At 63.6% G+C, this 23139-nt stretch carries 23 protein-coding genes; 13 read left to right on the forward strand and 10 right to left on the reverse strand.

Translation table 11 applies throughout. From position 1 onward, the window contains the following. The first annotated feature begins 139 nt into the window (after positions 1-139). Positions 140-757, forward strand: a complete 618-nt coding sequence (locus P9236_RS24105; RefSeq protein ID WP_278077096.1) for a transglutaminase-like cysteine peptidase — start codon at positions 140-142, stop codon at positions 755-757. Between the two features lie 7 nt (positions 758-764). Here the strand turns inward: P9236_RS24105 and P9236_RS24110 are convergent, their stop codons facing one another. From P9236_RS24110 to P9236_RS24125, 4 genes are read right to left on the reverse strand one after another with little or no spacing between them, the layout of a single operon-like run. After that, a complete protein-coding gene (locus P9236_RS24110; RefSeq protein ID WP_278077097.1) occupies positions 765-1127 on the reverse strand; it encodes a helix-turn-helix transcriptional regulator in 363 nt (120 codons plus the stop codon). A 25-nt stretch (positions 1128-1152) separates the two neighbouring features. Further along, positions 1153-1677: a Smr/MutS family protein gene (locus tag P9236_RS24115; RefSeq protein WP_278077099.1), complete on the reverse strand. Its 525-nt coding sequence runs from the start codon at positions 1675-1677 to the stop codon at positions 1153-1155. Continuing rightward, positions 1674-2780 carry a murein transglycosylase A gene (locus tag P9236_RS24120; protein WP_278077101.1) on the reverse strand — a complete coding sequence of 369 codons (1107 nt, stop codon included), beginning with the start codon at positions 2778-2780 and terminating at the stop codon, positions 1674-1676. Before P9236_RS24120 ends, P9236_RS24115 begins: the two co-directional genes overlap by 4 nt. Before the next feature lie 22 nt (positions 2781-2802). Further along, positions 2803-3510 (reverse strand): Tim44/TimA family putative adaptor protein, encoded by a 708-nt coding sequence (locus tag P9236_RS24125; RefSeq protein WP_278077103.1) that lies wholly within the window; start codon positions 3508-3510, stop codon positions 2803-2805. 201 nt (positions 3511-3711) lie between these two features. On the opposite strand from P9236_RS24125, the gene P9236_RS24130 reads away from it, so the two are divergent. Together P9236_RS24130 and secB are read left to right on the forward strand one after the other, a co-directional pair. Further along, a complete protein-coding gene (locus tag P9236_RS24130; protein WP_278077104.1) occupies positions 3712-4209 on the forward strand; it encodes an FxsA family protein in 498 nt (165 codons plus the stop codon). Between the two features lie 230 nt (positions 4210-4439). Further along, positions 4440-4940 carry a protein-export chaperone SecB gene (secB, locus tag P9236_RS24135; RefSeq protein WP_059189571.1) on the forward strand — a complete coding sequence of 167 codons (501 nt, stop codon included), beginning with the start codon at positions 4440-4442 and terminating at the stop codon, positions 4938-4940. A gap of 296 nt (positions 4941-5236) precedes the next feature. On the opposite strand, the gene dnaQ is transcribed toward secB, so the two are convergent. The 5 genes from dnaQ to P9236_RS24160 form a co-directional block, all read right to left on the reverse strand. After that, positions 5237-5941, reverse strand: coding sequence for a DNA polymerase III subunit epsilon (gene dnaQ / locus P9236_RS24140; protein ID WP_278077105.1), 705 nt, complete (start codon positions 5939-5941; stop codon positions 5237-5239). A gap of 107 nt (positions 5942-6048) precedes the next feature. Then, positions 6049-6639 carry a dephospho-CoA kinase gene (coaE, locus tag P9236_RS24145; protein ID WP_278077125.1) on the reverse strand — a complete coding sequence of 197 codons (591 nt, stop codon included), beginning with the start codon at positions 6637-6639 and terminating at the stop codon, positions 6049-6051. A gap of 16 nt (positions 6640-6655) precedes the next feature. Further along, positions 6656-7489 (reverse strand): shikimate dehydrogenase, encoded by an 834-nt coding sequence (locus P9236_RS24150; protein ID WP_278077106.1) that lies wholly within the window; start codon positions 7487-7489, stop codon positions 6656-6658. Continuing rightward, entirely contained in the window at positions 7482-8081 is a 600-nt protein-coding gene (locus P9236_RS24155) for a Maf-like protein (protein WP_278077107.1), read from the reverse strand. Before P9236_RS24155 ends, P9236_RS24150 begins: the two co-directional genes overlap by 8 nt. A 409-nt stretch (positions 8082-8490) precedes the next feature. Continuing rightward, positions 8491-9312: a pyruvate, water dikinase regulatory protein gene (locus tag P9236_RS24160; RefSeq protein ID WP_278077108.1), complete on the reverse strand. Its 822-nt coding sequence runs from the start codon at positions 9310-9312 to the stop codon at positions 8491-8493. A gap of 403 nt (positions 9313-9715) precedes the next feature. Between P9236_RS24160 and hemE the strand changes: the two genes are divergently transcribed. The 3 genes from hemE to rho all read left to right on the forward strand — a co-directional run bounded on the left by hemE (position 9716) and on the right by rho (position 12711). Further along, the gene (gene hemE / locus P9236_RS24165; protein WP_278077109.1) at positions 9716-10744 is read left to right on the forward strand and encodes a uroporphyrinogen decarboxylase; all 1029 of its coding nucleotides are present in this window, start codon (positions 9716-9718) and stop codon (positions 10742-10744) included. Continuing rightward, entirely contained in the window at positions 10741-11277 is a 537-nt protein-coding gene (gene hemJ, locus P9236_RS24170; protein WP_278077110.1) for a protoporphyrinogen oxidase HemJ, read from the forward strand. Before hemE ends, hemJ begins: the two co-directional genes overlap by 4 nt. Before the next feature lie 168 nt (positions 11278-11445). Then, positions 11446-12711 (forward strand): transcription termination factor Rho, encoded by a 1266-nt coding sequence (gene rho / locus P9236_RS24175; RefSeq protein ID WP_278077111.1) that lies wholly within the window; start codon positions 11446-11448, stop codon positions 12709-12711. A gap of 44 nt (positions 12712-12755) precedes the next feature. Here rho and P9236_RS24180 read toward each other — a convergent pair whose 3' ends face one another. Further along, positions 12756-14771, reverse strand: coding sequence for a thioredoxin domain-containing protein (locus tag P9236_RS24180; protein WP_278077112.1), 2016 nt, complete (start codon positions 14769-14771; stop codon positions 12756-12758). A 116-nt stretch (positions 14772-14887) separates the two neighbouring features. On the opposite strand from P9236_RS24180, the gene mnmE reads away from it, so the two are divergent. The 7 genes from mnmE to P9236_RS24215 all read left to right on the forward strand — a co-directional run bounded on the left by mnmE (position 14888) and on the right by P9236_RS24215 (position 22940). Then, entirely contained in the window at positions 14888-16198 is a 1311-nt protein-coding gene (gene mnmE, locus P9236_RS24185; RefSeq protein WP_278077113.1) for a tRNA uridine-5-carboxymethylaminomethyl(34) synthesis GTPase MnmE, read from the forward strand. Positions 16199-16574: 376 nt separating this feature from the next. After that, positions 16575-18449, forward strand: coding sequence for a tRNA uridine-5-carboxymethylaminomethyl(34) synthesis enzyme MnmG (gene mnmG / locus P9236_RS24190; protein WP_278077114.1), 1875 nt, complete (start codon positions 16575-16577; stop codon positions 18447-18449). An 11-nt stretch (positions 18450-18460) separates the two neighbouring features. Next, positions 18461-19102 carry a 16S rRNA (guanine(527)-N(7))-methyltransferase RsmG gene (gene rsmG / locus P9236_RS24195; RefSeq protein ID WP_278077126.1) on the forward strand — a complete coding sequence of 214 codons (642 nt, stop codon included), beginning with the start codon at positions 18461-18463 and terminating at the stop codon, positions 19100-19102. A gap of 17 nt (positions 19103-19119) precedes the next feature. Continuing rightward, the gene (locus P9236_RS24200; RefSeq protein WP_278077115.1) at positions 19120-19917 is read left to right on the forward strand and encodes a ParA family protein; all 798 of its coding nucleotides are present in this window, start codon (positions 19120-19122) and stop codon (positions 19915-19917) included. A gap of 67 nt (positions 19918-19984) precedes the next feature. Next, positions 19985-20878 (forward strand): ParB/RepB/Spo0J family partition protein, encoded by an 894-nt coding sequence (locus P9236_RS24205; protein WP_278077116.1) that lies wholly within the window; start codon positions 19985-19987, stop codon positions 20876-20878. Between the two features lie 614 nt (positions 20879-21492). After that, a complete protein-coding gene (locus tag P9236_RS24210; RefSeq protein WP_278077127.1) occupies positions 21493-22119 on the forward strand; it encodes a DUF1326 domain-containing protein in 627 nt (208 codons plus the stop codon). An 11-nt stretch (positions 22120-22130) separates the two neighbouring features. Then, positions 22131-22940, forward strand: coding sequence for a DUF2182 domain-containing protein (locus tag P9236_RS24215; RefSeq protein ID WP_278077117.1), 810 nt, complete (start codon positions 22131-22133; stop codon positions 22938-22940). Positions 22941-23139: the final 199 nt, after the last annotated feature.

Raw genomic sequence — 23139 nt, forward strand, 5'->3', positions numbered from 1 at the left:
ACGGCGCTGTTGCGAAAGTGCCGCTGTCAGCATCGCGCGGGTAACCATGCCGTCAAACTAGCCGTTGTCTCTAATTGACACGGACTGTAAATCGCCTTTAACGTTTCGTTAATAAAAGAACAGGGCGGACCGGGGGACAATGACTTCCTCACCGATGACGCGGATGCTGCGCTTGTGCGCAGTCGCAGGGTTGGCGATCTCGGCCCACTGGGCGGTGCCGGCATCGGCGGCGGGCGCCATGGCCACCGGCGGCCTGACCTCGCAGCCGATCGGACACTACGATTTCTGCAAGGCGTATCCGAGTGAATGCAACATCCGCCCGGCCAATCTCGCGCCGGCCACGATGACCGACGGCCTGTGGCGCAGGCTGATCAGCGTGACCGCCAAGGTCAACGCCGCCGTCAAGCCGATGAGCGATCTCGACAATTACGGCAAGGACGAGGTCTGGACCTATCCGGACAACGGCTTCGGCGACTGCGAGGACTATGTGCTGGAAAAACGGCGCGAGCTCTATCGCATGGGCATGTCGCTCGCCGATCTCTTGATCACCGTCGTGCGCAAGCCCGACGGCGAAGGCCATTCCGTGCTGACGGTGCGCACCGACAAGGGTGACTACATCCTCGACAATCTGACCGACAAGGTCAAAGCCTGGGACGCGACCGGCTACCGCTATCTCAAGCGGCAGGCGATCGACAACACCGGCCGCTGGGTCTCGATCCGCGACGGCCAGCCGGTCCTGGTCGGCTCGGTACAGTAGGCAGAGGCTATCTTCTCAGCGCGGCCCGAACCGATGCGGTGATCTTCCGCAGCTCCGCCTCGTCCAGCTTCTCGATGCTCTCGGCCAGAAGATTGGCCAGCTCGGTCGCGGCGGGCGACAGGCCGGAGGTGTCGATCCTCACCCTAGGATGCGAGGTCTCGGCGAGGCGGGCGAGATCCTCGGCGTCGTCCCAGATGATGTTGAAATAGCCGATAATCTTCTGGATCAGCGTCCAGGTCGGCGCGCCGCGCCGGCCATGCTCCAGCGCCGACAGATAGGCGGCGCTGACGCCGATAGCCTGCGCCATCGCCTTCTGGCTGACGCCGCGCTCGGCGCGCAATGCCCTAAGCTTCTCGCCGAACGGGGTCACTGTCGCGTCCTCAAGGCCGGCATCCTCATGACCGCGTCCGCCGCAAGCGGATATAGAGCGCGCCCGAGCCGCCATGATTGCGGGCGGCATGATCATGACTGGAGACAAGGTGCCGGAAGGCCGGTGTCGACAACCAATGCGGCACCGAGCGCCGCAAGATCCCGTCGCCGCCCGAGGACGAGCCCTTGCCGGTGATGACCAGCACGTAGCGGATGCCGCCGGCATGGGCGCGATGCAGGAAGCTGAGCAGCAGCGAATAGGCCTCGTCCTGCGTCATGCCATGCAGATCGACGCGGCCTTCGATCGGCAGCCGGCCTTTTTTCAGCTTGTCTCGCGTCTGATCGTCCAGCACATGCGAGACGTGCTGCGGCTTCGGCTTCGCGGCAACGACCGGAGCGCCGTTGGCCGGCGCGGGCGCCGGCGCCGGCTTGGGCTCGACGATGTCTGGAATCTCGACCGCGGCCTTGCCTTTCAGCGGCCGCGTCGTCCGCGCCACCAGGTTCCAGAGGATACGATCGTCCTCGCTGAGCTTGTCGTCGCGGCGGGTCACGCGCCCCTCCTGTCGACCAGCCCGCGCGGGACCAGCGCGTAGAAGTCGGCGGCGTTGCGCACAACGCCGGCGATTTCGCCGGCGGCGGCACCCGAGCCTGCGAAGAGATCGCCGCGCGCGGGTCCGGTGATGGCCGAGCCGGTGTCCTGCGCGATCATCAGCCGCCGGAACGGTTTCCGGTCGAAGGCGGTGAGCGTCGGCGCATCGATGTAGAAGGGCGTGCCGAAGGTGTGCAGCAGCCGATCGACGGCGACCGAGCGACCGGGCGTCAGCGGCACCTTGGCGGCGGCGATCGGGCCGAGCGTCGTATCCTCGACCGGCGCTTCGCGGAAGAAAATATAGGAGCGGTTCCGCCAGAGGATCTCGTCGACGCGGTCGGGATGCGTCTCGAACCAGGCGCGGATCGACTGCATCGTCACCTTCGCAAGCGGGATCTCGCCGAGCTCGCTCAGGATCTTGCCCGGACCGGTGAAGCGCTGGCCGGATTTGGCGGCATAAGTGACGCGGCAGAGCCTGCCGTCGGTCATCTTCAGTCGTGCCGCGCCCTGGACGTGGATGAAGAAGGCGTCGACCTTGTCGGCGAGCCAGGCAATCTCGAGCCTCCGGTCGGAGAGCGCGCCGCGCTCGATTGCGCCGCGATCGAAGTATTCGATCGGACCGGCGGGCGTATCGCGGGCGAAGGCGAGATAGGGATCCATGCCAGCGGGGCGGTTTTTGTCATCGATGTCGATCAAATCGGCGGGGCGCGAGAGCAGCGGCACGGCGAACCGTTCCGTCTTTACCGGCGAGGCCTCGGCCTCCGGTTCGTAAAAGCCGGTGACGAGCCCAGCGCCGCCGCCGTCCGCCGTCACCAGTGCGGGAACGAAACAGCGTTCGAAGAAGGACCGAGCCTCCAGCCGATTCGCGGGCGAAACGGAACGGGCCTCGCCATAGGCCTCGGCAAAGGCGTCGAAGGTAATGCCGAGCGACCCGGTGCGATAGGGCTTGGTCGGCGCGTGGAGGGCAGAGCGTTTAAACGCCGCGAAGGCGGCGAGATGGTCGTCCGCGTCCCAGCCGGGCAGGTCGCCGAAGGATTTTTGGATGAATGTGGGAGAGAGCGGCACGACCTGGCCCCGCCGCTTGCTCTCAGTCTTCTTCTTCCGTGGCGACGAGCTTCCAGTTCGGATCCCGTGAGCGGGTATCGCGGAAGAAGGTCCAGACATCCTTGACCTCGGCGACCTTCTCGGGATCGCCGTCGATGACGGCGCCGACCTTGTCGCGGGTCGCCGAAATCAGCTCGCTGACGATGCGCAGCGTGATATGCGCCTCGGTGCCCTTCATCTCGGCGGCGACGATATCGACCTTGTCGATGCCGACGAAGGAGGACTGGATCTTTTCCGATTTCGCCTCGCGCTCGCCGATCGCGGCGACGAAGCTGTCGTAGACCTCGCGCGACAAAAGATTCTTCAGCGTTTTGCGGTCGCCGTCGGCAAAGGACATGACGATCATCTCATAGGCCATCTTGGCGCCGTCGATGAAGGTCTTCGGATCGAAGGACGAATCGTTGTCCTTGATCGTGCGCAGACCCTTGTTGAGATCGGTGTCCGGTTTGGCGAAGGCGTCGATCGCGGCATAGGTCTCGGCCGTCGCCTCCCCCGGCATGCGCTTGCGCGGCAGCGACACCACATTCTCGGATTTCTGCGCCGCGTCCTGGTCGCGCGTGCGGCTTGCCGAATAAGGGTCGAAAGGCGGGCGCTCGTTTCCGGTGCGACGGCCCAGCACGTTGCGGAGCTGGAAGAAGATCACAACCGCCGCAATCAAGAAGAAAATCGTGCCGAAGTCGAAGAAACCCATATCTTCCGCCAATTCGATCCCTGTTCTGGCCGGACCACCAGAGCCCCTAGGATGGCGGCGGTCGCATAGCGTTCATTACCCAAAGCATATAGAACGGCGGGCGCAATCATTCAAATCAAAGGCAGCCATACCTATCTAATGGCCCCAGTGCCAGCGGCGATTGCCCGCGAGGCCGTAAAAGAGAAAGCGATCGGTAGAGATTTGCGACTTTCACTCTTCCCGCTGTTCCTGATCCTGCTGCCACTTCTGGAGATCGCAGGCTTCGTCGTCGTCGGCCGCGAAATCGGCGCGCTGGCGACGGTCGGGCTCGTCGTCCTTTCCGGCATCGCCGGCAGCCTGCTGCTTCGCCACCAGGGTTTCGGGGTGATGGCGCGGGTGCGGGCGGAAATGGATGCCGGACGCGATCCCAGCCGCCAGCTCGCGCATGGCGCGATGATCGTGCTGGCGGCGGTCCTGCTCATCATTCCGGGCTTCATCACCGACATCATCGCCATCCTGCTGCTCCTGCCGCCGGTGCGGGATCTCGCCTGGCGCCTGCTCAAGAACCGCATCGTGATGGCGACCAGCTTCAGCAGCGGCTTTTCGGCCCGCCGGCGCGACAAGGTCATCGATCTCGACGACAGCGATTATACGCGTGAGGACGACTTCAAACGCGGCCCGGACCACAATTCCCCTTGGCGGCGACTGAAGGACGACTAGGTCTGGATGCAGGCTCGGTCCTCTGACCGCATGTCGTTGTCCCAAAAAACCGCTACGCACTTTTGGGCGACATGCAGTTTGCCCGACGCATGTCGTTGTCCCAAAACCGCTACGCACTTTTGGGCGACATGCATAAGGCGGCAAAACTTGTTTTGTCTTGCCGAGCATGGTAGCGAACCCGCGATTTCAATCCGGTCAGCAATGCTGCCCAGGCAAAAGGACAAAGGCTCATGGCCAGCAACGATGACGCCGCGGCGGGCGCCGCCAATGGCAACGGCAACCAGGCACAGCCCTCGCTCAACGTGCTTGCGCAATATGTGAAGGACCTGTCCTTCGAAAGCCCCGGCGCGCCGAACTCGCTGCGCGGCCGCGACAAGGCACCCGGCATCGCCATCAACGTCAACGTCAACGCCAATCCGCTTTCGGACAAGCAGTTCGACGTCAATCTCACGTTGAACGCCAAGGCCTCCTTCGATCAGGAAGTGCTGTTCAACGTCGAGCTGGTCTATGGCGGCGTCTTCGCCATCAGCGGCTTCCCGCAGGAGCACATGCTGCCGATCCTGTTCATCGAGTGCCCGCGGCTTCTGTTCCCCTTCGCCCGTCAGATCATCGCGGACGCCACCCGCAATGGCGGCTTCCCGCCGCTGATGCTCGACCCGATCGATTTCGCGCAGATGTTCCAGCAGCGCATCGCCGAAGACCAGGCGGCGAGCAAGGTCCAGGTGAGCTGAGGCAGCTTAACGCCGCACCATGTCGAGAGCCCGGCTTCGTGCCGGGCTTTTTGTTTGGATGTTGGAGATTGGCGAGGCCGTCCTTCCATCGTCATCCACGGGCGGAGCGAGGAGCGCAGCGACGCAGTGCAGACCCGAGGATCCATGCCGTTACGCTAAGGCATTGCTGCGCTTACAGAATTCTGCACCGTTGCACTCCGCGGCGAGGGTCACGGCATGGATACTCGGGTCAAGCCCGAGTATGACGAAAGAATGGGCAATACAGCTAACCGCGTAGGTTGGCGCCAGTGGCCCGCTCAACCCACCGCCACCTTCAGCCACAGCGCCTTTTCACCCAGCGTCGCGACCAGCCCGGCATGCGCCGACCGATCCGCCTGGGTGAGGCGCGGCGGCAGGGCGATCGGCCTTGCGCCGATCGAGATGTCGATATCGGCCACCTCGCCGGCACCGTTCATCTGCACGGCCACGGTCTCGAGGACCAGCGCCGCCTGCTTGCCGCCGATGAGCTCGATGTAGACCTCGGCCAGCAATTCGGAGTCGAGCAGCGCGCCGTGCTTGGTGCGGCGGGTGTTGTCGATGCCGTAGCGCCGGCAAAGCGCGTCCAGCGAATTGGGGCCCATCGGATGCTTGCGGCGCGCCAGCGCCAGCGTGTCGACGATGCGGCCGGGATCGATGGCCGGATGGTCGAGCCGGCTGAATTCGAGGTTGAGAAAGCCGATGTCGAACGTGGCGTTGTGGGCGATCAGCTTGGCGCCGTCGGTGAAGGCCAGCCATTCGTCGGCGATTTCGGCGAAGGTCGGCTTGCCAACCAGATCGGCGGCGCTGATGCCGTGCACGGCCTGCGCCTCGGCATGAATGGCGCGCCCCTGCGGATTGATGAATTTGTGGAAGGTGCGGCCGGTCGGGAAGCGGTTGACCAGCTCGACGCCGCCGAGTTCGATGATGCGGTCGTCGCGCAGATCGAGGCCGGTGGTTTCGGTATCGAAGATGATCTCACGCATTTCGAATCAGCCTGCTCCAGGAGAGCAGAATCATACACCGGAACAAAATGGCAATGGGGGCTGCTGACAACAGGCGTCAGGACGCGTTTTTGCCGGACTTATCCCCGTCAATTCTTGGCCGTCGTCAAATCGCTGACGATGGCGGCGACCGCCGCCCGCGCGGCGTCAAAACCCTGGCCGGTGTCGACGATGAAATCGGCCCGGCGGCGCTTTTCGGCGTCCGGGACCTGCTTGGCAAGGATGGAGGCGAATTTCTCCTCGCTCATGCCGGACCTTTCGAGCACACGGGCGCGCTGCACCTCGGCAGGCGCGGTGACGACCACGACCTTGTCGACGCGGTTGCGGCCGCCGGTCTCGAACAGCAGAGGGATGTCGAGCACGGCGAGCGGCGCGCCGCTGGCACGGTGCCTGGCCAGGAACGCATCGGCATCGGCGCGCACCAGTGGATGGATGATCGCCTCGAGCTTCTTCAGCGCCGCGGGATCGCCCAGCACCTTCTCGGTCAGCCGGGCGCGATCGACCACGCCCGCCTTCGTCGTGCCGGGAAAGGCCGCTTCGACCAGCGGCGCTGCCTTGCCGGCATAGAGCCGATGCACGGTCTCGTCCGAATCATGCACCGGCACGCCGGCCTCGGCGAACATCTTGGCCGTCGTCGACTTGCCCATGCCGATCGATCCGGTGAGGCCGAGCACGATCATGGCCTTGCCCGCCATCTCAATGCGCTTCGATGTCGGCGACGATCATGCGCCGCAATTCGGGCGTGACCTCCGGCCGCTTGCCGAACCAGCGCTCGAAACCGGGCACCGCCTGATGCAGCAGCATGCCGAGCCCATCGACCGTCTTCAGGCCGCGAGCTCTGGCTGCTGCCAGAAGCGGCGTCTCCAGCGGCACATAGACGATGTCGGTGACGATGGCATGGCCGGGCAGGCCCGCCGGATCGGCGGCGAGGGTTTCGTTGCCGTGCATGCCGAGCGCGGTGGTGTTGACGAGCAGGCCGGCATCGGCAAGCAGTTCGCCGGCCGCGCCGGCTGGATGCGCGGAAACGCCGGCGCCGAAGCGGTCGGCGAGTTCTTCAGCCCTTGCCAACGTGCGGTTGACGATGCGGATGTCGCTCACGCCGCGCTGCTTCAGCGCGTGGATGACCGCGCGGGACGCGCCGCCCGCGCCCAGCACCACGGCCGGCCCGTTCGCCGCCCAGCTAGGGGCGTGTTCGTCGAGATTGCCGGCAAAGCCGAGACCGTCGGTGTTGCCGCCCCACAAGACATCGTCTTCCAGCCACAGCGTGTTGACCGCGCCGATCGCCTCGGCCGCGTCGTCGCGGCGCTGGACCAGGGCAAAGGCCGCTTCCTTGTGCGGTATGGTGACATTGCCTCCCCGATAGCCGTTTTCGCCCAGCGATTTCAGGAACGCGGCGAAATCGTCCGGCGCGACGTCGATCGCGCTGTAGCTGCCGTCGATGCCGTATTTCGCCAGCCAGTAGCCATGAATCTTCGGCGAGCGCGAATGCGCGATCGGATGGCCGGTGACGAAAGCCTTGTGCTCAGCCATCGATCGCTCCCAGCGCGCGCAGCTCCCTCAGCACCGGCAGGAGCGGCAGGCCGACGATGGTGAAATAGTCGCCTTCGATCTTTTCGAAGAGCTGGATGCCCTCGCCCTCGATCTGGTAGGCGCCGACACTTGCCAAAGCCTTGGCGCCGACGCGCGCCAGGTGCCGGCCGATGAAGGCGGGATCGAGCTTGCGCACGGTCAGGCCGGCGACGCCGACATGGCGCCACAGCACTTCGCCGTTGCGGCAGAGCACGGCGGCGCTGTTCAACTGATGCGTCTTGCCCGACAAAGCCAGGAGATGCCTCCTCGCGCCTTCCATGTCGGCCGGCTTGTGGAAGATTTCGTCGCCGAGCGACAGCGTCTGGTCGCAGCCGAGCACCAGCGCGCCCGGTCTGCGCTCGCTGACCTCGGTCGCCTTGGCTTCAGCCAGGATCGACGCGACATCTTCGGGAGACACGCCGCTGTCCTGCAAAGGCGCCTCGAGCGCCCGCTCGTCGACGTTTGCCGGCACCGCCTCGATGTCGAGCCCGGCATTGACGAGCATCGCCTTGCGGAACGGGCTGCCCGAAGCGAGGATGATTTTCTCGGCCATGGTATTCGCCAATTAGCTCCCTTTGTTGGTTCCGGCCGGTTTGGCGCTTTGCCGGCGACCGAGATTCCATTGCTGGTCCGTTGGGCCAGCACAAACCGTGGAGATTAGCCGGAGCCCTCTCCAACGTCGTGATCCTAGGGCGAAGCAGGAGCGAAGCTCCGTCGCGGAGACCCTAGGATCCATGCCGTTCCCTCGATCGAAGAGCGCAACGGAGCAGAATTCTGCATCGTCGCAACGCTTCGGCGTCACGGCATGGATCCTGGGGTCTGCGCCGCGTCGCTCCTTGCTCCGCCCCAGGATGACGAAGCGATGGGCGTTTCGGCCAATCTCCAAGGCATGGGGATCCGTCGTGGCTTTTCGATCTACCCGGCGACAGTGGCAGGTCCACCCTCACCCGGCTCGATCTCCGTTATCTCGTCTTTCCGCGCAGGGCAACGATGGCCGCGGCCGTTTCCTCGATCGAGCGCCGGCTGACGTCGATCATCGGCCAGCCATGTTTCGTGCATAGCTGGCGCGCGTAGGCGAGCTCTTCGTTGATCGCGGCGCGGTCGATATAGTCGGTCGAAACATAGGGTGCGGTGTTGCCGAGGATGCGGTTCTGGCGGACATGCGAGATGCGCTCGGCGGTGGCGACAAGGCCGACAATCAGCGGCGTCTTGGCGGCGATCAGACTTTCCGGCAACGGCACGCCGAGCACGATCGGAATGTTGGCGGTCTTGATGCCGCGATTGGCGAGATAGATGCTGGTCGGCGTCTTCGAGGTGCGCGAGATGCCGATCAGCACGATATCGGCATCGTCCATGTTCGCCGGAAGCTGGCCGTCGTCATGCTCCATGGTGAAGTTCAGCGCATCGATGCGGCGGAAATATTCGGCATCGAGCACATGCTGGGCGCCGACGCGCCGCCCGGCAGGCGTGCCGAGATAGGACTGGAAGACGCTGAGCACGGGTTCCAACACCGAGACGCAAGGCAGGCCCATGGCGGCGCAGCGTTCGTCGATGCTGCGCGCCAGCTTCTGGTCGACGACCGTATAGAGAATGATGCCGGGCTCTTCCTCGATATCCTCGAACACCTTGGCGACCTGCTTTTCGGTGCGGATCAGCGGATAGATGTGCTCGATGGCGCGCGCATCCTTGTACTGGGCGGACGCGGCGCGGCCGGCCGCCAGCAGGGTCTCGCCAGTGGCGTCGGATATCAGATGCAGGTGGAAGAAGCTTTGTGGTTTGTTCACAGGGGGTGGTTCCAGACTGTGGGCAATTGTGGACAAGGCTGGATGAGGAAGCCTGGTCGCTGAGGGGCGACTGTATCAGATGGCACCTTGTCCACAATTCGCTCTGCTGTAGGCTTTGTCGCGGCACTGGGGACAAAACTGGGGATCAACTTTTCTTTGGCGATATCGTCCACAGCGCAAGACCTGGAGCGGGAATGCCAAGCCGCTGACTCGAAAGCCGGAATCCGATTCTTCCCCAGATCCCTCCAATTTGCGAATGAGGCTGCGCGACAATATGCTGACTGGCCTTTTCCAGCGGCAGGCGGGACAGGTCGCAACCACCACAACCAACAGACTCTTAGAATCAGAAGACTCTTTTAAAATAGATATTTGATTTAAGGGACCTGGAGAGGGCGAACGCCGAATGCCTGGGAAACGGATCATGCTGGACGTCCTCAAGGGCGAGACGGTTTCACCGCCGCCGCTCTGGATGATGCGTCAGGCAGGCCGCTACCTCCCTGAGTATCGCGAGACCCGGAAACGAGCCGGATCCTTCCTTGACCTCTGCTACGATCCCGACCTCGCCGTCGAAGTGACGCTGCAGCCGATCGAACGCTTCGGCTTCGATGCCTCGATCCTGTTCTCCGACATCCTCGTCGTTCCCAATGCGCTCGGACGAGAGGTCCGCTTCGAAGAGGGGCATGGGCCGATCCTGAAGCCGATTGCCACGGCTGAGATTTCAGCTCTGAACGGCGAGACGTTTCACGTGAATCTCGAACCGGTCTACGAAACGGTCCGCCGACTGCGCGCGAAGCTGCCGGACGAGACGACGCTGATCGGCTTCTGCGGCGCACCCTGGACGGTGGCGACCTATATGATTGCCGGCCACGGCACGCCGGACCAGGGGCCGGCGCGGCTTTTCGCCTATCGCGAGCCGGAGGCTTTCGGGCGCCTTCTGAAAATACTTGCGGACCATTCAGCTGCCTATCTCATCCGTCAGGTCGAGGCAGGCGCCGATGTGGTGCAGATTTTCGATTCCTGGTCGGGCGTGCTCGACGAGGCTTCCTTCGAGGCGTTCTGCGTCGAACCGGTGGCCGAGATCGTCCGGCAGGTGAAGGCTGTATATCCTGATGTGCCGGTGATCGGCTTTCCGAAAGGCGCCGGCGAGCGCTATCGCGACTATCGCAGGAAGACCGGCATTACCGGTCTCGGCCTCGACTGGACAGTGCCGTTGTCGATGGCGAAGGCGCTGCAGGGTGAGGGCGCGGTGCAGGGCAATCTCGATCCGTTGCGGCTGGTCGCCGGCGGCAAGGCGCTGGCCGACGGCGTCGACGCCATTCTTCGCTCGCTGGGCGACGGGCCGCTGATCTTCAATCTCGGCCATGGCATCACGCCGGAAACGCCGGTGGCGCATGTCGAGGCCATGGTGAAAATGGTGAGGAGCCGAGGATGACCGGCAAGAGCGATGATAACAGCACCGGCCAGGCGATGAAGCGCATGACGATCGGCATTGTCGTTCTCGTCGTGCTGACTGCCCTGCTCTACTTCACAGCACCCGACAGCTTCTATCCCTGGGCGAAGGCGATCCATGTCATTTCCGTCATCTCCTGGATGGCCGGCATGCTCTATCTGCCGCGGCTTTTCGTCTATCACGTCGAAGCCGAGAAAGGCTCCGTGCAGTCCGAGACCTTCAAGGTGATGGAGCGCCGGCTGCTGAGGGCGATCATCAATCCGGCGATGACCCTGACTTGGATCTTCGGCCTCTGGCTCGCCTGGAAAGGTTTTGGATTCCAGGGCGGCTGGCTGCACGCCAAGATCCTCGCGGTGCTGTTGCTTTCAGGCCTGCATGGCTATCTCGCCGGGGCGGTGAGAAAATTTGCCGAGGACCGAAACGAAAAGTCGGCGAGGCACTGGCGGATCGTCAATGAAATCCCCACATTGCTGATGATCGTCATCGTCATCCTGGTCGTTGTGAAGCCGTTCTGAGGCTTCCTCACACCCGGCAAAAGGCGGCTTGCTCTTTCAGACGACCGACGATAAAAGACGGGTCTTCCTTCCCGTCACGCGCCGCCCTTTTCTCGCTTCGGCCGCGCTCGGCATTTGTCGCATACCAGCCGATATTTTCTCCCCAAAAGCCTACCCAGAGTCCATCTAATGCAAGAAATGAAACTCGCAGAGTTCAAGAACAAGAAGCCGCCGGAGCTGATCGCCTACGCCGAATCGCTCGAGGTGGAGAACGCCAGCGTCATGCGCAAGCAGGAGCTGATGTTCGCGATCCTGAAGAAGCTCGCCACCCAGGACATCGAGATCATCGGCGACGGCGTGGTCGAGGTGCTGCAGGACGGTTTCGGTTTCCTGCGCTCGGCCAATGCAAACTACCTGCCAGGTCCCGACGACATCTATATCTCGCCCTCGCAAATAAGGCGCTTTTCGCTGAAGACCGGCGATACCGTCGAAGGACCGATCCGCAGCCCGAAAGAGGGCGAGCGCTATTTCGCGCTGCTCAAGGTCAACTCGATCAATTTCGACGACCCGGAAAAGATCCGGCACAAGATCCATTTCGACAATCTGACGCCGCTCTACCCGACCTCGCGGCTGAAGATGGAGGTCGACAACCCGACCAGCAAGGACATCTCGCCGCGCGTGATCGACCTGGTGGCGCCGATCGGCAAGGGTCAGCGCGCGTTGATCAATGCGCAGCCGCGAACCGGTAAGACGGTGCTTTTGCAGAACATCGCGCATTCGATCACCGCCAACCATCCGGAATGCTACCTGATCGTGCTTCTGATCGACGAGCGTCCGGAGGAAGTCACCGACATGCAGCGCTCGGTCAAGGGCGAGGTGATCTCCTCGACCTTCGACGAGCCGGCGGCGCGACACGTCCAGGTCGCCGAGATGGTGATCGAGAAGGCCAAGCGCCTGGTCGAACACGGCCGCGATGTCGTCATCCTGCTCGATTCGATCACGCGTCTCGGCCGCGCCTACAACACCGTCGTGCCGTCATCCGGCAAGGTGCTGACCGGCGGTGTCGACGCCAACGCGCTGCAGCGGCCGAAGCGCTTCTTCGGCGCCGCCCGCAACATCGAGGAGGGCGGCTCGCTCACCATCATCGCCACGGCGCTGATCGATACCGGCAGCCGCATGGACGAAGTGATCTTCGAAGAGTTCAAGGGCACCGGCAACTGCGAAATCCAGCTCGACCGCAAGGTGGCCGACAAGCGCATCTATCCGGCGATCGACATCCTCAAATCCGGCACCCGCAAGGAAGACCTGCTGGTTCCGCGGCAGGACCTGCAGAAGATCTTCGTGCTACGCCGGATTCTCGCGCCGATGGGAACGACCGACGCGATCGAGTTCCTCATCGACAAGCTCAAGCAGACCAAGACCAACTCCGATTTCTTCGATTCGATGAATACGTGATTGGGTGGGCTTCTCCTTCTCCCCTTGTGGGAGAAGGGAAGGCGCTATCGCCGCAGCAGCTTCTCCAACTCGCCCGCATCCGTCACCGCCGGCAGGCACGCCTGTCCGCTGCAGAACCAGGCGCCTGGCTTGTCCGTCGGCGGCAGCACGCCGCCGGGCAGAAGCGGTCGATTCGTTTCCGTACCAACCGTCACGACGATATCGACCCGACGCGGATCGGGATTTCGATTCATGACCGGAACGAGGCTTGGAAACTCTGGCTTGTCTATGATGACGAGCTTGAGCGGTTCGAGCGCCAGCGCGCAGGCGTTGACGATGCCGGCCTGGCCATAGGCCTGTTGCGCGGCGCGGCCCATGGCGTGTTCGGCGGTCGTCCAGGCTTTCTCCCAAAGGTTGAGATCGCCGGTGAGCGAGGAGAGCCGCACCAGCGCTTCGACGATCTGGCCGGTGGCCGACGGGATCGCTTCGTCGACATTGCCGCGGATGCGGATCGGAACGTCGCCGCTGTCCGACGCCGTCAAATAGTAGCCGGTGTTTTCACCGTCTTGATGCCAGCGGTCGAGTTCCGCGACGAACCGTCGGGCGTGATCGGAGTAAGCCTCATCGCCGGTCGCCTCGAACAGGGCGATCGCCGCGTTGGTCATGGCGGCATAGTCGCTCGACAGCGCCGGAAAGAGTTTCTTGTCGGCCAGCATCGAATGCGGCAAACGAACATCCCGGCCGGCTTCGACGATACGGGCAAAGGCCTTGGCCGCGGCGTCGATCCATTCTCGCCGACCGAGGGAACGCCCCGCTTCCGCAAGCGCCGCGATCGCAAGGCCGTTCCAGTCGGTAAGTGCCTTGCCGTCGCGGCCCGGTCTGACCCGCTTTTCCCGGATGGCCAGCAGCTTCGCCTTCAGCGGCCCGAGCCGGGCATAATCGGCGATACCCTGGCGTTGCTGGGCTTCGCTCTGGCGGATGATCGGCTTGCCTTCCCAGCCATGCGGGGCAGCCAGCTCGAAATATTGGAAGAATGGATCTGAATCGTCGCCGAGCGCGGTTTCGACCTCTTTCCTGCTCCAGGTGTAGAAAAGCCCCTCCTCGCCGTCACTGTCGGCATCGAGGCTGGCGGCGAAGGCACCGCCATCGACGCGCATCTCGCGAAGCAGCCAGGCGACGGTTTCTTCGATTCGTATCCGGAACAGGTCGTTGCCGGTGGCCGCGAAGGCCCAGTTGCACATGCGGATGAGCTGGGCGTTGTCGTAGAGCATCTTTTCGAAATGCGGCACCAGCCATTCGGCGTCGGTCGAATAGCGGCTGAGGCCGCCGCCGACATGATCGTAAATGCCGCCGGCAAGCATTTTTTCCAGGCTGGCGAGCACGGCGTCGCGATGCACCGTCTGGCCGTCGCGCAGCCAGGACAGCCACAGGCTGTGCATGAAGGGCGCATTGGGGAATTTCGGCGCGCCGCGCAAGCCGCCGAGATCGCGGTCGATCATGCCATCGAGGCGGCCCGCGAGATCGGCAAGCGCCTCGCGGTCGAGCACCGCCTTGCCTTTCGCGCCGGCCAGCCGCTGTTCGACATGAGCGGTCAGCCCGTCGGCGCTTTCGGCGAGGCTTTGCTGCTTTTCGCGCCAGGCCTTGTCGACTGCTTCCAGCACCTGGACGAAGCCCGGCCGGCCGTAGCGGGCCTCGCTCGGAAAATAGGTGCCGCCCCAGAAAGGCTTGCCATCGGGCGTGAGAAACATGGTCAGCGGCCAGCCGCCCTGCTCGCCCATGGCATGGAGCGCCGCCATATAGATCTGGTCGATGTCCGGCCGCTCCTCACGATCGACCTTGATATTGACGAAGAGCCGGTTCATGACGGCGGCGACGGCGTCGTTCTCGAAGCTTTCATGCGCCATGACATGGCACCAGTGGCAGGCGGCATAGCCGATGGAGAGCAGGATCGGCCGTCCGAGATCCTTCGCTTCGGCAAGCGCTGCCGGCGACCACGCCCGCCAATGCACCGGATTTCCGCTGTGCTGCTGCAGATAGGGGCTGGCTTCTTCGGCAAGCAGGTTTCGCGCTGGCAAGGTCACGATGGGCGGCTCGGCTTGGTTGATGAGCGAAGCAATTCCAGGAAAGCCGCGCAGCGGCTTCCGTGCGGAACGGTGCGTGAAGGAAGATACCTAGGGTGGTTCGGCAGGTCGGGCAAATGGTAAGTTCGAAGGATTCGATCGTGGCGCTGTCGAGCGGCCGCCTGCCCGCCGGCATTGCCGTGATCCGGATTTCCGGCCCGAGGACTCGATTCGTGATCGAAACAATCGCCGGCGGCGTTAAGGATCGGTTTACCACACTGCGCAAGCTGAAAGCGCCCGACGGTTCGATCATCGATCACGGACTTGTCCTGTTCTTCCCCGGCCCCGGAAGCTTTACCGGCGAGGACGTTGCCGAGTTCCATGTCCACGGCAGCCGCGCCGTTGCCGCCAAAATGCTGGAAACGATCACCGGTTTCGAGGGCGTCAGACATGCCGAGCCCGGCGAATTCACCCGGCGCGCCTTTCTTAACGGGAAGCTCGATCTGGTCGAGACCGAGGCGTTGGCCGATCTGGTCAACGCCGAGACGGAGGCCCAGCGCCGCTTCGCCCTGCGCAATGCCGAAGGAGCGCAGAGCGAACTTTATGCGAGCTGGCGCCGCCGGCTGATTCATGCGCGGGCGATGATCGAGGCGGAGATCGACTTCGCCGACGAAGAGGACGTGCCGGGCTCCGTGTCCGATGCGGTCTGGGCCGACGTGGCGGCGATGATCGGCGAAATCGAGCGCCACATCCGGGGGTTCAAGACGGCCGAAATCATCCGCGACGGCTTCGAGGTCGTCATCCTCGGCGCGCCGAACGCCGGCAAGTCCAGCCTGTTCAACGCGCTGGCCAAACGCGAGGCGGCAATCGTCACCGACGAGCCAGGCACCACACGCGACCTGCTCGAAGTGGTGCTGGATCTCAACGGGATGCGGGTGCGGGTCGTCGATACGGCGGGCCTGCGCGAGACCACCGGGAAGGTGGAGACGATCGGCATCGAGCGGGCGCGCGCCAAGGCAGGCGGGGCGGACCTGGTCCTCCTGCTGGAGGACATGGTCGACCCGCAGTCCGTGGGCGAGATTCCGACAGGCGTTCCGCTGCTGAAGATCGGGACCAAGGCGGACCTCAAAAGCCCGGCTACCGGCAACTACGACCTGGTCATCTCCTCCAAGGACGGCTCTGGGCTTTCCGAACTGCTGGATGAGATTGGGCGGCGTGCGGCCGCGGCGATTGGAAACGCCGGCGATGTCCTGCCTTCCAGGCTTCGTCATGTCGAGCTGCTGAGGCAAGCGAAGGGTTTTCTCGTCGCGGCGGTGTCGGGGCAGAGCCAGGAGTTGCGCGCCGAGGAACTGCGGCTGGCAACCGATCGGCTCGGGCGAATCGTGGGCGCGGTGGATGTCGAAGACATGCTGGATGTCATCTTTTCGCAGTTCTGCATCGGCAAGTGATTCACGTGAAACGAGACACTGCGCGTGATTCACGTGAAACAGCGGGCGGCGCTGCGGAGGCCAGGACGAGAGCCGCCGCATTCCTTCGCGCCCCCTCTGGCCTGCCGGCCATTTCCCCCACGTGGGGGAGATGTGGCAGTTCCGCGGAAGGCGTCATCCCTGCAACGTTGGCGATTGGCGAAAGCGAGGGTGACCTCTGATCTCCCCCCTTGTGGGGGAGATGGCCGGCAGGCCAGAGGGGGACGCTGTCCCGCGGGCCTCAAAGGATGCCCCCCGCCATTTCATTGTTTCACGTGAAACGAGTCCGGCCTTCGTCCTTGACAGCATCGAGCCGCGGGGACATGTGTCGGTCAATTTCTGAAACCGGATTCTTGAAATGACCAATCACTATGATGTGGTGGTGGTGGGCGGCGGCCATGCCGGATGCGAGGCGGCAAGCGCTGCAGCACGCGCTGGCGCCAGGACCGCGCTGGTGACGCTGCGTCTCGACACGATCGGCGTCATGTCCTGCAACCCGGCGATCGGCGGCCTGGGCAAAGGACATCTCGTGCGCGAGATCGATGCCATGGATGGGCTGATGGGGCGCATCGCCGATGCCGCCGGTATCCAATTCCGCCTGCTCAATCGTCGCAAGGGCCCCGCCGTGCGCGGGCCGCGTACCCAGGCCGACCGCAAGCTCTATCGGCTGGCCATGCAGGCCGCGATCAGCGAGCAGGCCAATCTCGACGTGGTCGAAGGCGAAGTTCTGGATCTCGAGATCGAAGACGGGCGGGTCGCGGCCGTGCTGGTCTCAGGCGATCGGCGCCTCGCCTGCGGCGCCGTGGTGCTGACCACCGGCACCTTCCTGCGCGGGCTGATCCATATCGGCGAAAGGAAGATCGTCGCCGGCCGGATGGCCGAGCAGGCAAGCCACGGGCTTTCGGCCACGATGGCCCGCACCGGCTTCAAGCTCGGGCGGCTCAAGACCGGGACGCCCCCTCGCCTCGACGGTCGGACCATCGACTGGGCGTCGCTGGAAAGCCAGGCAGCCGACGATGACCCGGTGCCGTTCTCGCTGATGACCGACCGCATCGCCAATCCGCAGATCCGTTGCGGGATCACCCGCACGATGCCGGCCACCCATGAGCTGGTCCGCGCCAATCTCGGCCGCTCCGCCATGTATTCCGGCTCGATCGAAGGTGTTGGGCCGCGTTACTGCCCGTCGATCGAGGACAAGATCGTCAAGTTCGGCGACCGCGAAGGCCACCAGATTTTCCTGGAGCCGGAAGGCCTCGACGACGACACCGTCTATCCGAACGGCATCTCGACCTCGCTGCCGGAAGATGTCCAGCTCGACATTTTGAAGACCATACCCGGGCTGGAGAAGGCGACGATGCTGCAGCCGGGTTATGCGATCGAATACGACCACGTCGATCCGCGCGAGTTGTCAACAACTTTGGAGACGAAGCGTGTCGCCGGCCTGTTCCTGGCCGGGCAGATCAACGGCACGACCGGTTATGAAGAAGCCGGCGCGCAGGGCCTGCTTGCCGGCATTAACGCCGCGCGCAAGGCGTCGGCGAGCGAGCCGGTCGTGCTCAGCCGCACGGAGGCCTATATCGGCGTGATGGTCGACGACCTCACCAGCCGCGGCATCGCCGAGCCCTATCGCATGTTCACCTCGCGGGCCGAGTTCCGGCTTTCGCTGCGGGCCGACAATGCCGACGAGCGGCTGACGCCCCTGGCCGGTCGGCTCGGGATAACCGCATCGGAACGCATGCGTCGGTTCGACGAGATGGCGGGCAAGCTCGACGATGCCCGCGCGCTGGCAAAGTCGGTCACCTTCACGCCGAACGAAGCGGCGCGGCATGGGCTTGAGATCAACAAGGACGGCGTGCGCCGCTCGGCCTATGAGCTGCTTGCACATCCGGGCGTCGACATGGCTTGGCTGAAACGCGTCGAGCTCCGCTTCGCCGAGCTCGACGCGAAGACGACCGAGCGGCTCGAGACGGAAGCAAAATATTCCGTCTATCTCGAGCGCCAGCAGGCCGACGTCGCGCAGATTAGGCATGAAGAGTCGCGGCTGATTCCCGAGAGCATCGACTTTTCCGATGTGCCGGGCCTCTCCAATGAGTTGAAGCAGAAGATGAAGCTGCGCCAGCCGCGTTCGATCGCCGATGCGCAGCGCATGGAGGGCATGACGCCGGCGGCGCTTGCGATCATCGTCGCTCATGTCCGCAATGCCGAGCTCGTCTCGCGAAGGTCTGTGGCGTGAGCGCCGATGACTTGGGCGCCAGTGCTTGGGCGGACCTGCAGGAGGCGGCGGGTCCGGTTTCACGTGAAACATTCGAGCGGCTGCAGGCCTTCGAGCAGCTCTTCCTGAAATGGAACCGCAGCATCAATCTTGCGGCGCCGTCGACGCTGGACGACGTCTGGCGCCGCCACATCCTGGACAGCGCGCAACTGGCGCGAATCGCTCCTGCAGCTACGCGATGGGTCGACCTCGGCTCGGGTGGCGGGTTTCCCGGATTGGTGCTCGGTTTCCTGCTCGGCGAGCGGCCGGGCGCCTCGATCGATCTGGTCGAAAGCAACCGCAAGAAGGCGTCGTTCCTGCAATCGGTGATCGGCCAGTTCGGCCTGCCGGCGAGGGTGCTCGCGCGACGCATCAATGATAGCTATGCCTTTGTTTCCGAACCGGAAATCGTCACGGCGCGGGCGCTGGCAGCGCTTCCCGACCTGCTCGATCTGGCAGCGCCGTGGCTGAGCAAGGGCGCGCGCGCTCTTTTCCACAAAGGCCGGGATTACCGGGCCGAAGTGGAAGAAAGCACTCACCGCTGGGCCTTCGATCTGGTAGAACATCCAAGCATGACCGACCCTCACGGCATCATCCTGGAAATCACCGATCTGCGCTCGGCGACCCCGCAATGAATTACTGGCATCGACCCATGAAAACTGGACCGCGTATCATCACTGTCGCCAACCAGAAGGGCGGCGTCGGCAAGACGACGACGGCTATCAATCTGGCCACGGCGCTGGCCGCGATCGGCGAGCGCGTGCTGATCGTCGACCTTGATCCGCAGGGCAATGCCAGCACCGGTCTCGGCATCGACCGCAAGGACCGCACGGTCTCGTCCTACGACGTGCTGACCGGCGAGCTCGATCTGGAGGCAGCCGCGATGCCGACGGCGGTGCCGGGCCTGTCCATCGTACCGTCGACGCTCGACCTGCTCGGCATCGAGATGGAGATCGCCTCGGCGCCCGACCGCGTGCTCAGGCTGCGCAATGCGCTGCGCGCCGCCGCCGAGCGGGCGGCGCCGTTCGGCTACGTGCTGATCGACTGCCCGCCCTCGCTCAACCTTTTGACCTTGAATTCAATGGCGGCAGCCGATTCCGTTCTGGTGCCGCTGCAATGCGAGTTCTTCGCGCTCGAAGGCCTCAGCCAGTTGCTTGAGACGGTCGAGCAGGTGCGCGGAACGATCAATCCGGATCTCACCATCCAGGGCATCGTGCTCACCATGTATGACGGGCGCAACAACCTCGCCAATCAGGTGGTGCAGGATGTGCGCACCCATATGGGCGACAAGGTCTACGAGACCATCATCCCGCGCAACGTGCGCGTTTCCGAAGCGCCGTCCTACGGCAAACCGGCGATCCTCTACGATCTCAAATGCTCGGGCAGCCAGGCTTATCTGCAGCTCGCCTCCGAGGTGATCCGCCGCGAGCGCAAGCTGCGCGCCGCTTGAGCCCGCTAGCGATCCAGCAGGTTTGGTTAACTAGCCGATTCGATTCCGAAACGATCTGGACATCATAATGAGCGAAGACCAATCAAGAAAAAGACTGGGCCGTGGCCTCGCGGCACTGATCGGCGAGATCGACCGTCCGTCGGCGCCGGAAAAGCCGAGCACGTCAGTCGCGGCGGACGGCAAGGTGCCGATCGAGTTCGTCAGCCCGAACCCGAAGAACCCGCGCCGGCACTTCGGCGATGCCGATCTCACCGATCTCGCGCAGTCGATCCGCGAGCATGGCGTCGTGCAGCCGGTGGTGGCGCGGCCCTCGCCCTCGCAGCCCGGCCGCTACGAGATCATCGCCGGCGAGCGGCGCTGGCGGGCGGCGCAGCGTGCCGGCCTGACCGAGATCCCGCTGATCGTGCGCGACGTCAACGACCGCACCGCGCTGGAACTGGCGATCATCGAGAACGTGCAGCGCGCCGACCTCAATCCGGTCGAAGAGGCGCAAGGCTACCAGCAGCTCATCGACGAGCATGGCTACACCCAGGCCGATCTCGGTCAGGTCATCGGCAAGAGCCGCAGCCATGTCGCCAACACGCTGAGACTCTTAAAGCTGCCCAATGTCATCCAGAGCATGCTGGTCGACGGCGATCTGTCGGCCGGCCATGCCCGCACGCTGGTCACGGCCGAAGACCCGGCCGGGCTTGCCAAGCGCATCGTCAAGGAAGGGCTTTCGGTGCGCCAGGCCGAGGCGCTGGCGCAGATGCCCGCCGGTCCGACGCCGGCCGAAGCGAAGTCCGCGGCGAGCGCACCGGAGAAGGATCCCGACACGCTGGCGCTGGAAAAGCTTATGACCGACACGATCGGCATGATCGTGAGCATCGAGCACAAGGGCAAAGGCGGCACGCTGCGCATCAATTATCGCACGCTGGAGCAGCTCGACGAGTTATGCCGGCGATTGAAGGACGAGCGATAAGTTTCTGATGCACAATGCGTTAGCCGGCTAATAAAGTTCTGGTTTAAGACTGGATACACCTGATATATCGGTGATAGACATCAAGGGGCCGGGGGGTGTTATGCCGGCCTTTTTTGTTGGCGATTGACGAAAAGCAGCGACCATCTCCGTCGTCATTCTAGGGCGGAGCAAGGAGCGAAGCGACGCGCGCAGACCCTAGAATCCATGCCGTGACGCTAAGGCGATGCAACGGTTACAGAATTCTGCGCCGTTGCACTCTACGGCAAGGGTCACGGCATGGATCCTCGGGTCAAGGCCGAGGATGACGAAGCGCAGGTTCGGCCCATCCTACCGGACGGGACAGCGCCCTCCTATATCCTGCGGACATCTCCCACGGAGATTGGCCAACTGCCCACCTTTGTCCCTAAATCTCGCGATTTCGATCACAATGCCGAGCAGTGCCGCTCAGCTTGACTGCGCCGGGCATCAGCGTACGCTCATTAGCAAGTTGAAATTATATGCCCTGGCGTGCCCAACAGTCGCGGCGTGGGCTATTTGCCGTTTCAGCAATCGACGTGAAACGGCGCCACACAAAGCGATCCTGCCGATGCGCCAGACACAAATGGGAGGTGAAAATGGCAGTCAGCTGGCAATTGTCTGGAAGTTACTTCGAAAATTGTAGCTGCGATGTCGTATGTCCTTGCCTGCTGTCCACCAACGCGCAGCTGACATCGAAGCCGACGAGAGGCGTTTGCGACGTCGGCCTGGTTTTTCACATCGACAAGGGCAATTTCGGCGACGTTCGCTTGGACGGCCTCAGCGTCGCGATGGTTGCCCACACGCCCGGTCCGATGGCGGACGGCAATTGGACAGCCGCCGCCTATATCGACGAAAGGGCCGATGACAGGCAAACAGAGGCGCTGGGCGCGATCTTCACCGGTGCCGCGGGCGGTCCGATGGCATTGCTGGCCCCCATGATCGGCACCAACCTCGGAGCCAAGAAGGTTCCGATAGACTATCGGATAGACGGCAAGAAGCGGTCGGCTGAGATTGCAGGGGTCATGAAGATGGCGGTCGAACCGTTGCCGACCATGCGCGAGGACGGGCAGATGTGGGCGGCAACCGGCCATCCGATCAATCCCGACTGGCTCGCCCTGGCGATGGGGGTGGAAGGCAGCACGTTCAGCGACCATGGCATGAGCTGGGACAATTCGCGCCGGAACGGACATTACGCCCCGATCAATTGGTCCGGCCAGCAATAGCGCTTGGCCGCATGCTTGGATCTCATTCGCCCACGGCGTCGACGTTACAGCGAAACGTCATTCTCGCGCTGCTGATCGCTGTCGCGGCGGCAGCCTGGGCCTTGCTCATCTGGCAGCAGATCGGCTTGGACGCGGACATGCGCATGGAAATGTACTCGCCCACCATGGGCATGAAGGCGCCGCTGTTTCTCGCCGTCTGGATGATCATGATGGTTGCGATGATGTTTCCAACGGCCGCGCCGATGATCCTGACGTTTCACCAAGTTCAGGCCGGCAAACGTGGCCGCGGCGAAACCTTTGTCTCGACCTGGGTGTTCGTGGCCGGGTACCTGCTGGTTTGGGGCGTGATGGGCATTCTCGCCTTTGCCGGTGCGGCGGGCTCGGAGGTGCTTGCCGGGTCTATGGGATTGTCCACGGCAACGGCCGCGCGCATCGGCGGGGCGCTGCTGATGGCAGGGGGCGCCTACCAGCTCTCCCCGCTGAAAGATCTGTGCCTCGCCAAATGCCGTACGCCGGTCGGTTTCATCCTGACCTCTTGGCGCGACGGTCAGTGGGGCGCTGTGCGCATGGGCGTGCAGCATGGGCTCTTTTGCCTGGGCTGCTGCTGGCTTTTGTTTCTCGCTCTTTTTCCTCTGGGGATCATGAACCTCGCCGCGATGGCCGTGGTCACCCTGCTGATCTTTGCGGAAAAGACCCTCCCGTCAGGAGAGCGGATAGCAAAGGTGTCTGGTGTCGCCCTGCTCCTCTACGGCGCGACGGTACTGGTCCTTCCACAGGCGCTGCCAACCTTCCAACCGGCGGGCGCCATGATAATGAACTGATCAGCTTTTAACCGGCTAATGAACTCTGGGCTTAGGACTAAGAAATGCTACCATGCCGGCTCTTATTCCTTTGTGGCGCTGGTAATTGGCGAAATCGGCGAAGCGATTAATCTCCCCCCTTGAGGGCAGGGGAATCGCACATGAGTAGAAAAGGACTCTTGTGCGGTATGTGGAAATCGATTCTGAGAGACCTCTGGAT

The organism is Mesorhizobium sp. WSM4884 (assembly GCF_029625675.1).
Taxonomy (GTDB): domain Bacteria; phylum Pseudomonadota; class Alphaproteobacteria; order Rhizobiales; family Rhizobiaceae; genus Mesorhizobium.

Coding starts and splice junctions, on each gene's coding strand:
- P9236_RS24105 (WP_278077096.1), top strand. CDS start 140: ATGACTTCCTCACCGATGACGCGGATGCTGCGCTTGTGCGCAGTCGCA.
- hemE (WP_278077109.1), top strand. CDS start 9,716: ATGCCTGGGAAACGGATCATGCTGGACGTCCTCAAGGGCGAGACGGTT.
- P9236_RS24205 (WP_278077116.1), top strand. CDS start 19,985: ATGAGCGAAGACCAATCAAGAAAAAGACTGGGCCGTGGCCTCGCGGCA.
- P9236_RS24215 (WP_278077117.1), top strand. CDS start 22,131: ATGCTTGGATCTCATTCGCCCACGGCGTCGACGTTACAGCGAAACGTC.
- hemJ (WP_278077110.1), top strand. CDS start 10,741: ATGACCGGCAAGAGCGATGATAACAGCACCGGCCAGGCGATGAAGCGC.
- P9236_RS24150 (WP_278077106.1), bottom strand. CDS start 7,489: ATGGCTGAGCACAAGGCTTTCGTCACCGGCCATCCGATCGCGCATTCG.
- mnmG (WP_278077114.1), top strand. CDS start 16,575: ATGACCAATCACTATGATGTGGTGGTGGTGGGCGGCGGCCATGCCGGA.
- secB (WP_059189571.1), top strand. CDS start 4,440: ATGGCCAGCAACGATGACGCCGCGGCGGGCGCCGCCAATGGCAACGGC.
- coaE (WP_278077125.1), bottom strand. CDS start 6,639: ATGATCGTGCTCGGCCTCACCGGATCGATCGGCATGGGCAAGTCGACG.
- P9236_RS24210 (WP_278077127.1), top strand. CDS start 21,493: ATGGCAGTCAGCTGGCAATTGTCTGGAAGTTACTTCGAAAATTGTAGC.
- dnaQ (WP_278077105.1), bottom strand. CDS start 5,941: ATGCGTGAGATCATCTTCGATACCGAAACCACCGGCCTCGATCTGCGC.
- mnmE (WP_278077113.1), top strand. CDS start 14,888: ATGGTAAGTTCGAAGGATTCGATCGTGGCGCTGTCGAGCGGCCGCCTG.
- P9236_RS24200 (WP_278077115.1), top strand. CDS start 19,120: ATGAAAACTGGACCGCGTATCATCACTGTCGCCAACCAGAAGGGCGGC.
- rho (WP_278077111.1), top strand. CDS start 11,446: ATGCAAGAAATGAAACTCGCAGAGTTCAAGAACAAGAAGCCGCCGGAG.
- P9236_RS24125 (WP_278077103.1), bottom strand. CDS start 3,510: ATGGGTTTCTTCGACTTCGGCACGATTTTCTTCTTGATTGCGGCGGTT.
- P9236_RS24155 (WP_278077107.1), bottom strand. CDS start 8,081: ATGGCCGAGAAAATCATCCTCGCTTCGGGCAGCCCGTTCCGCAAGGCG.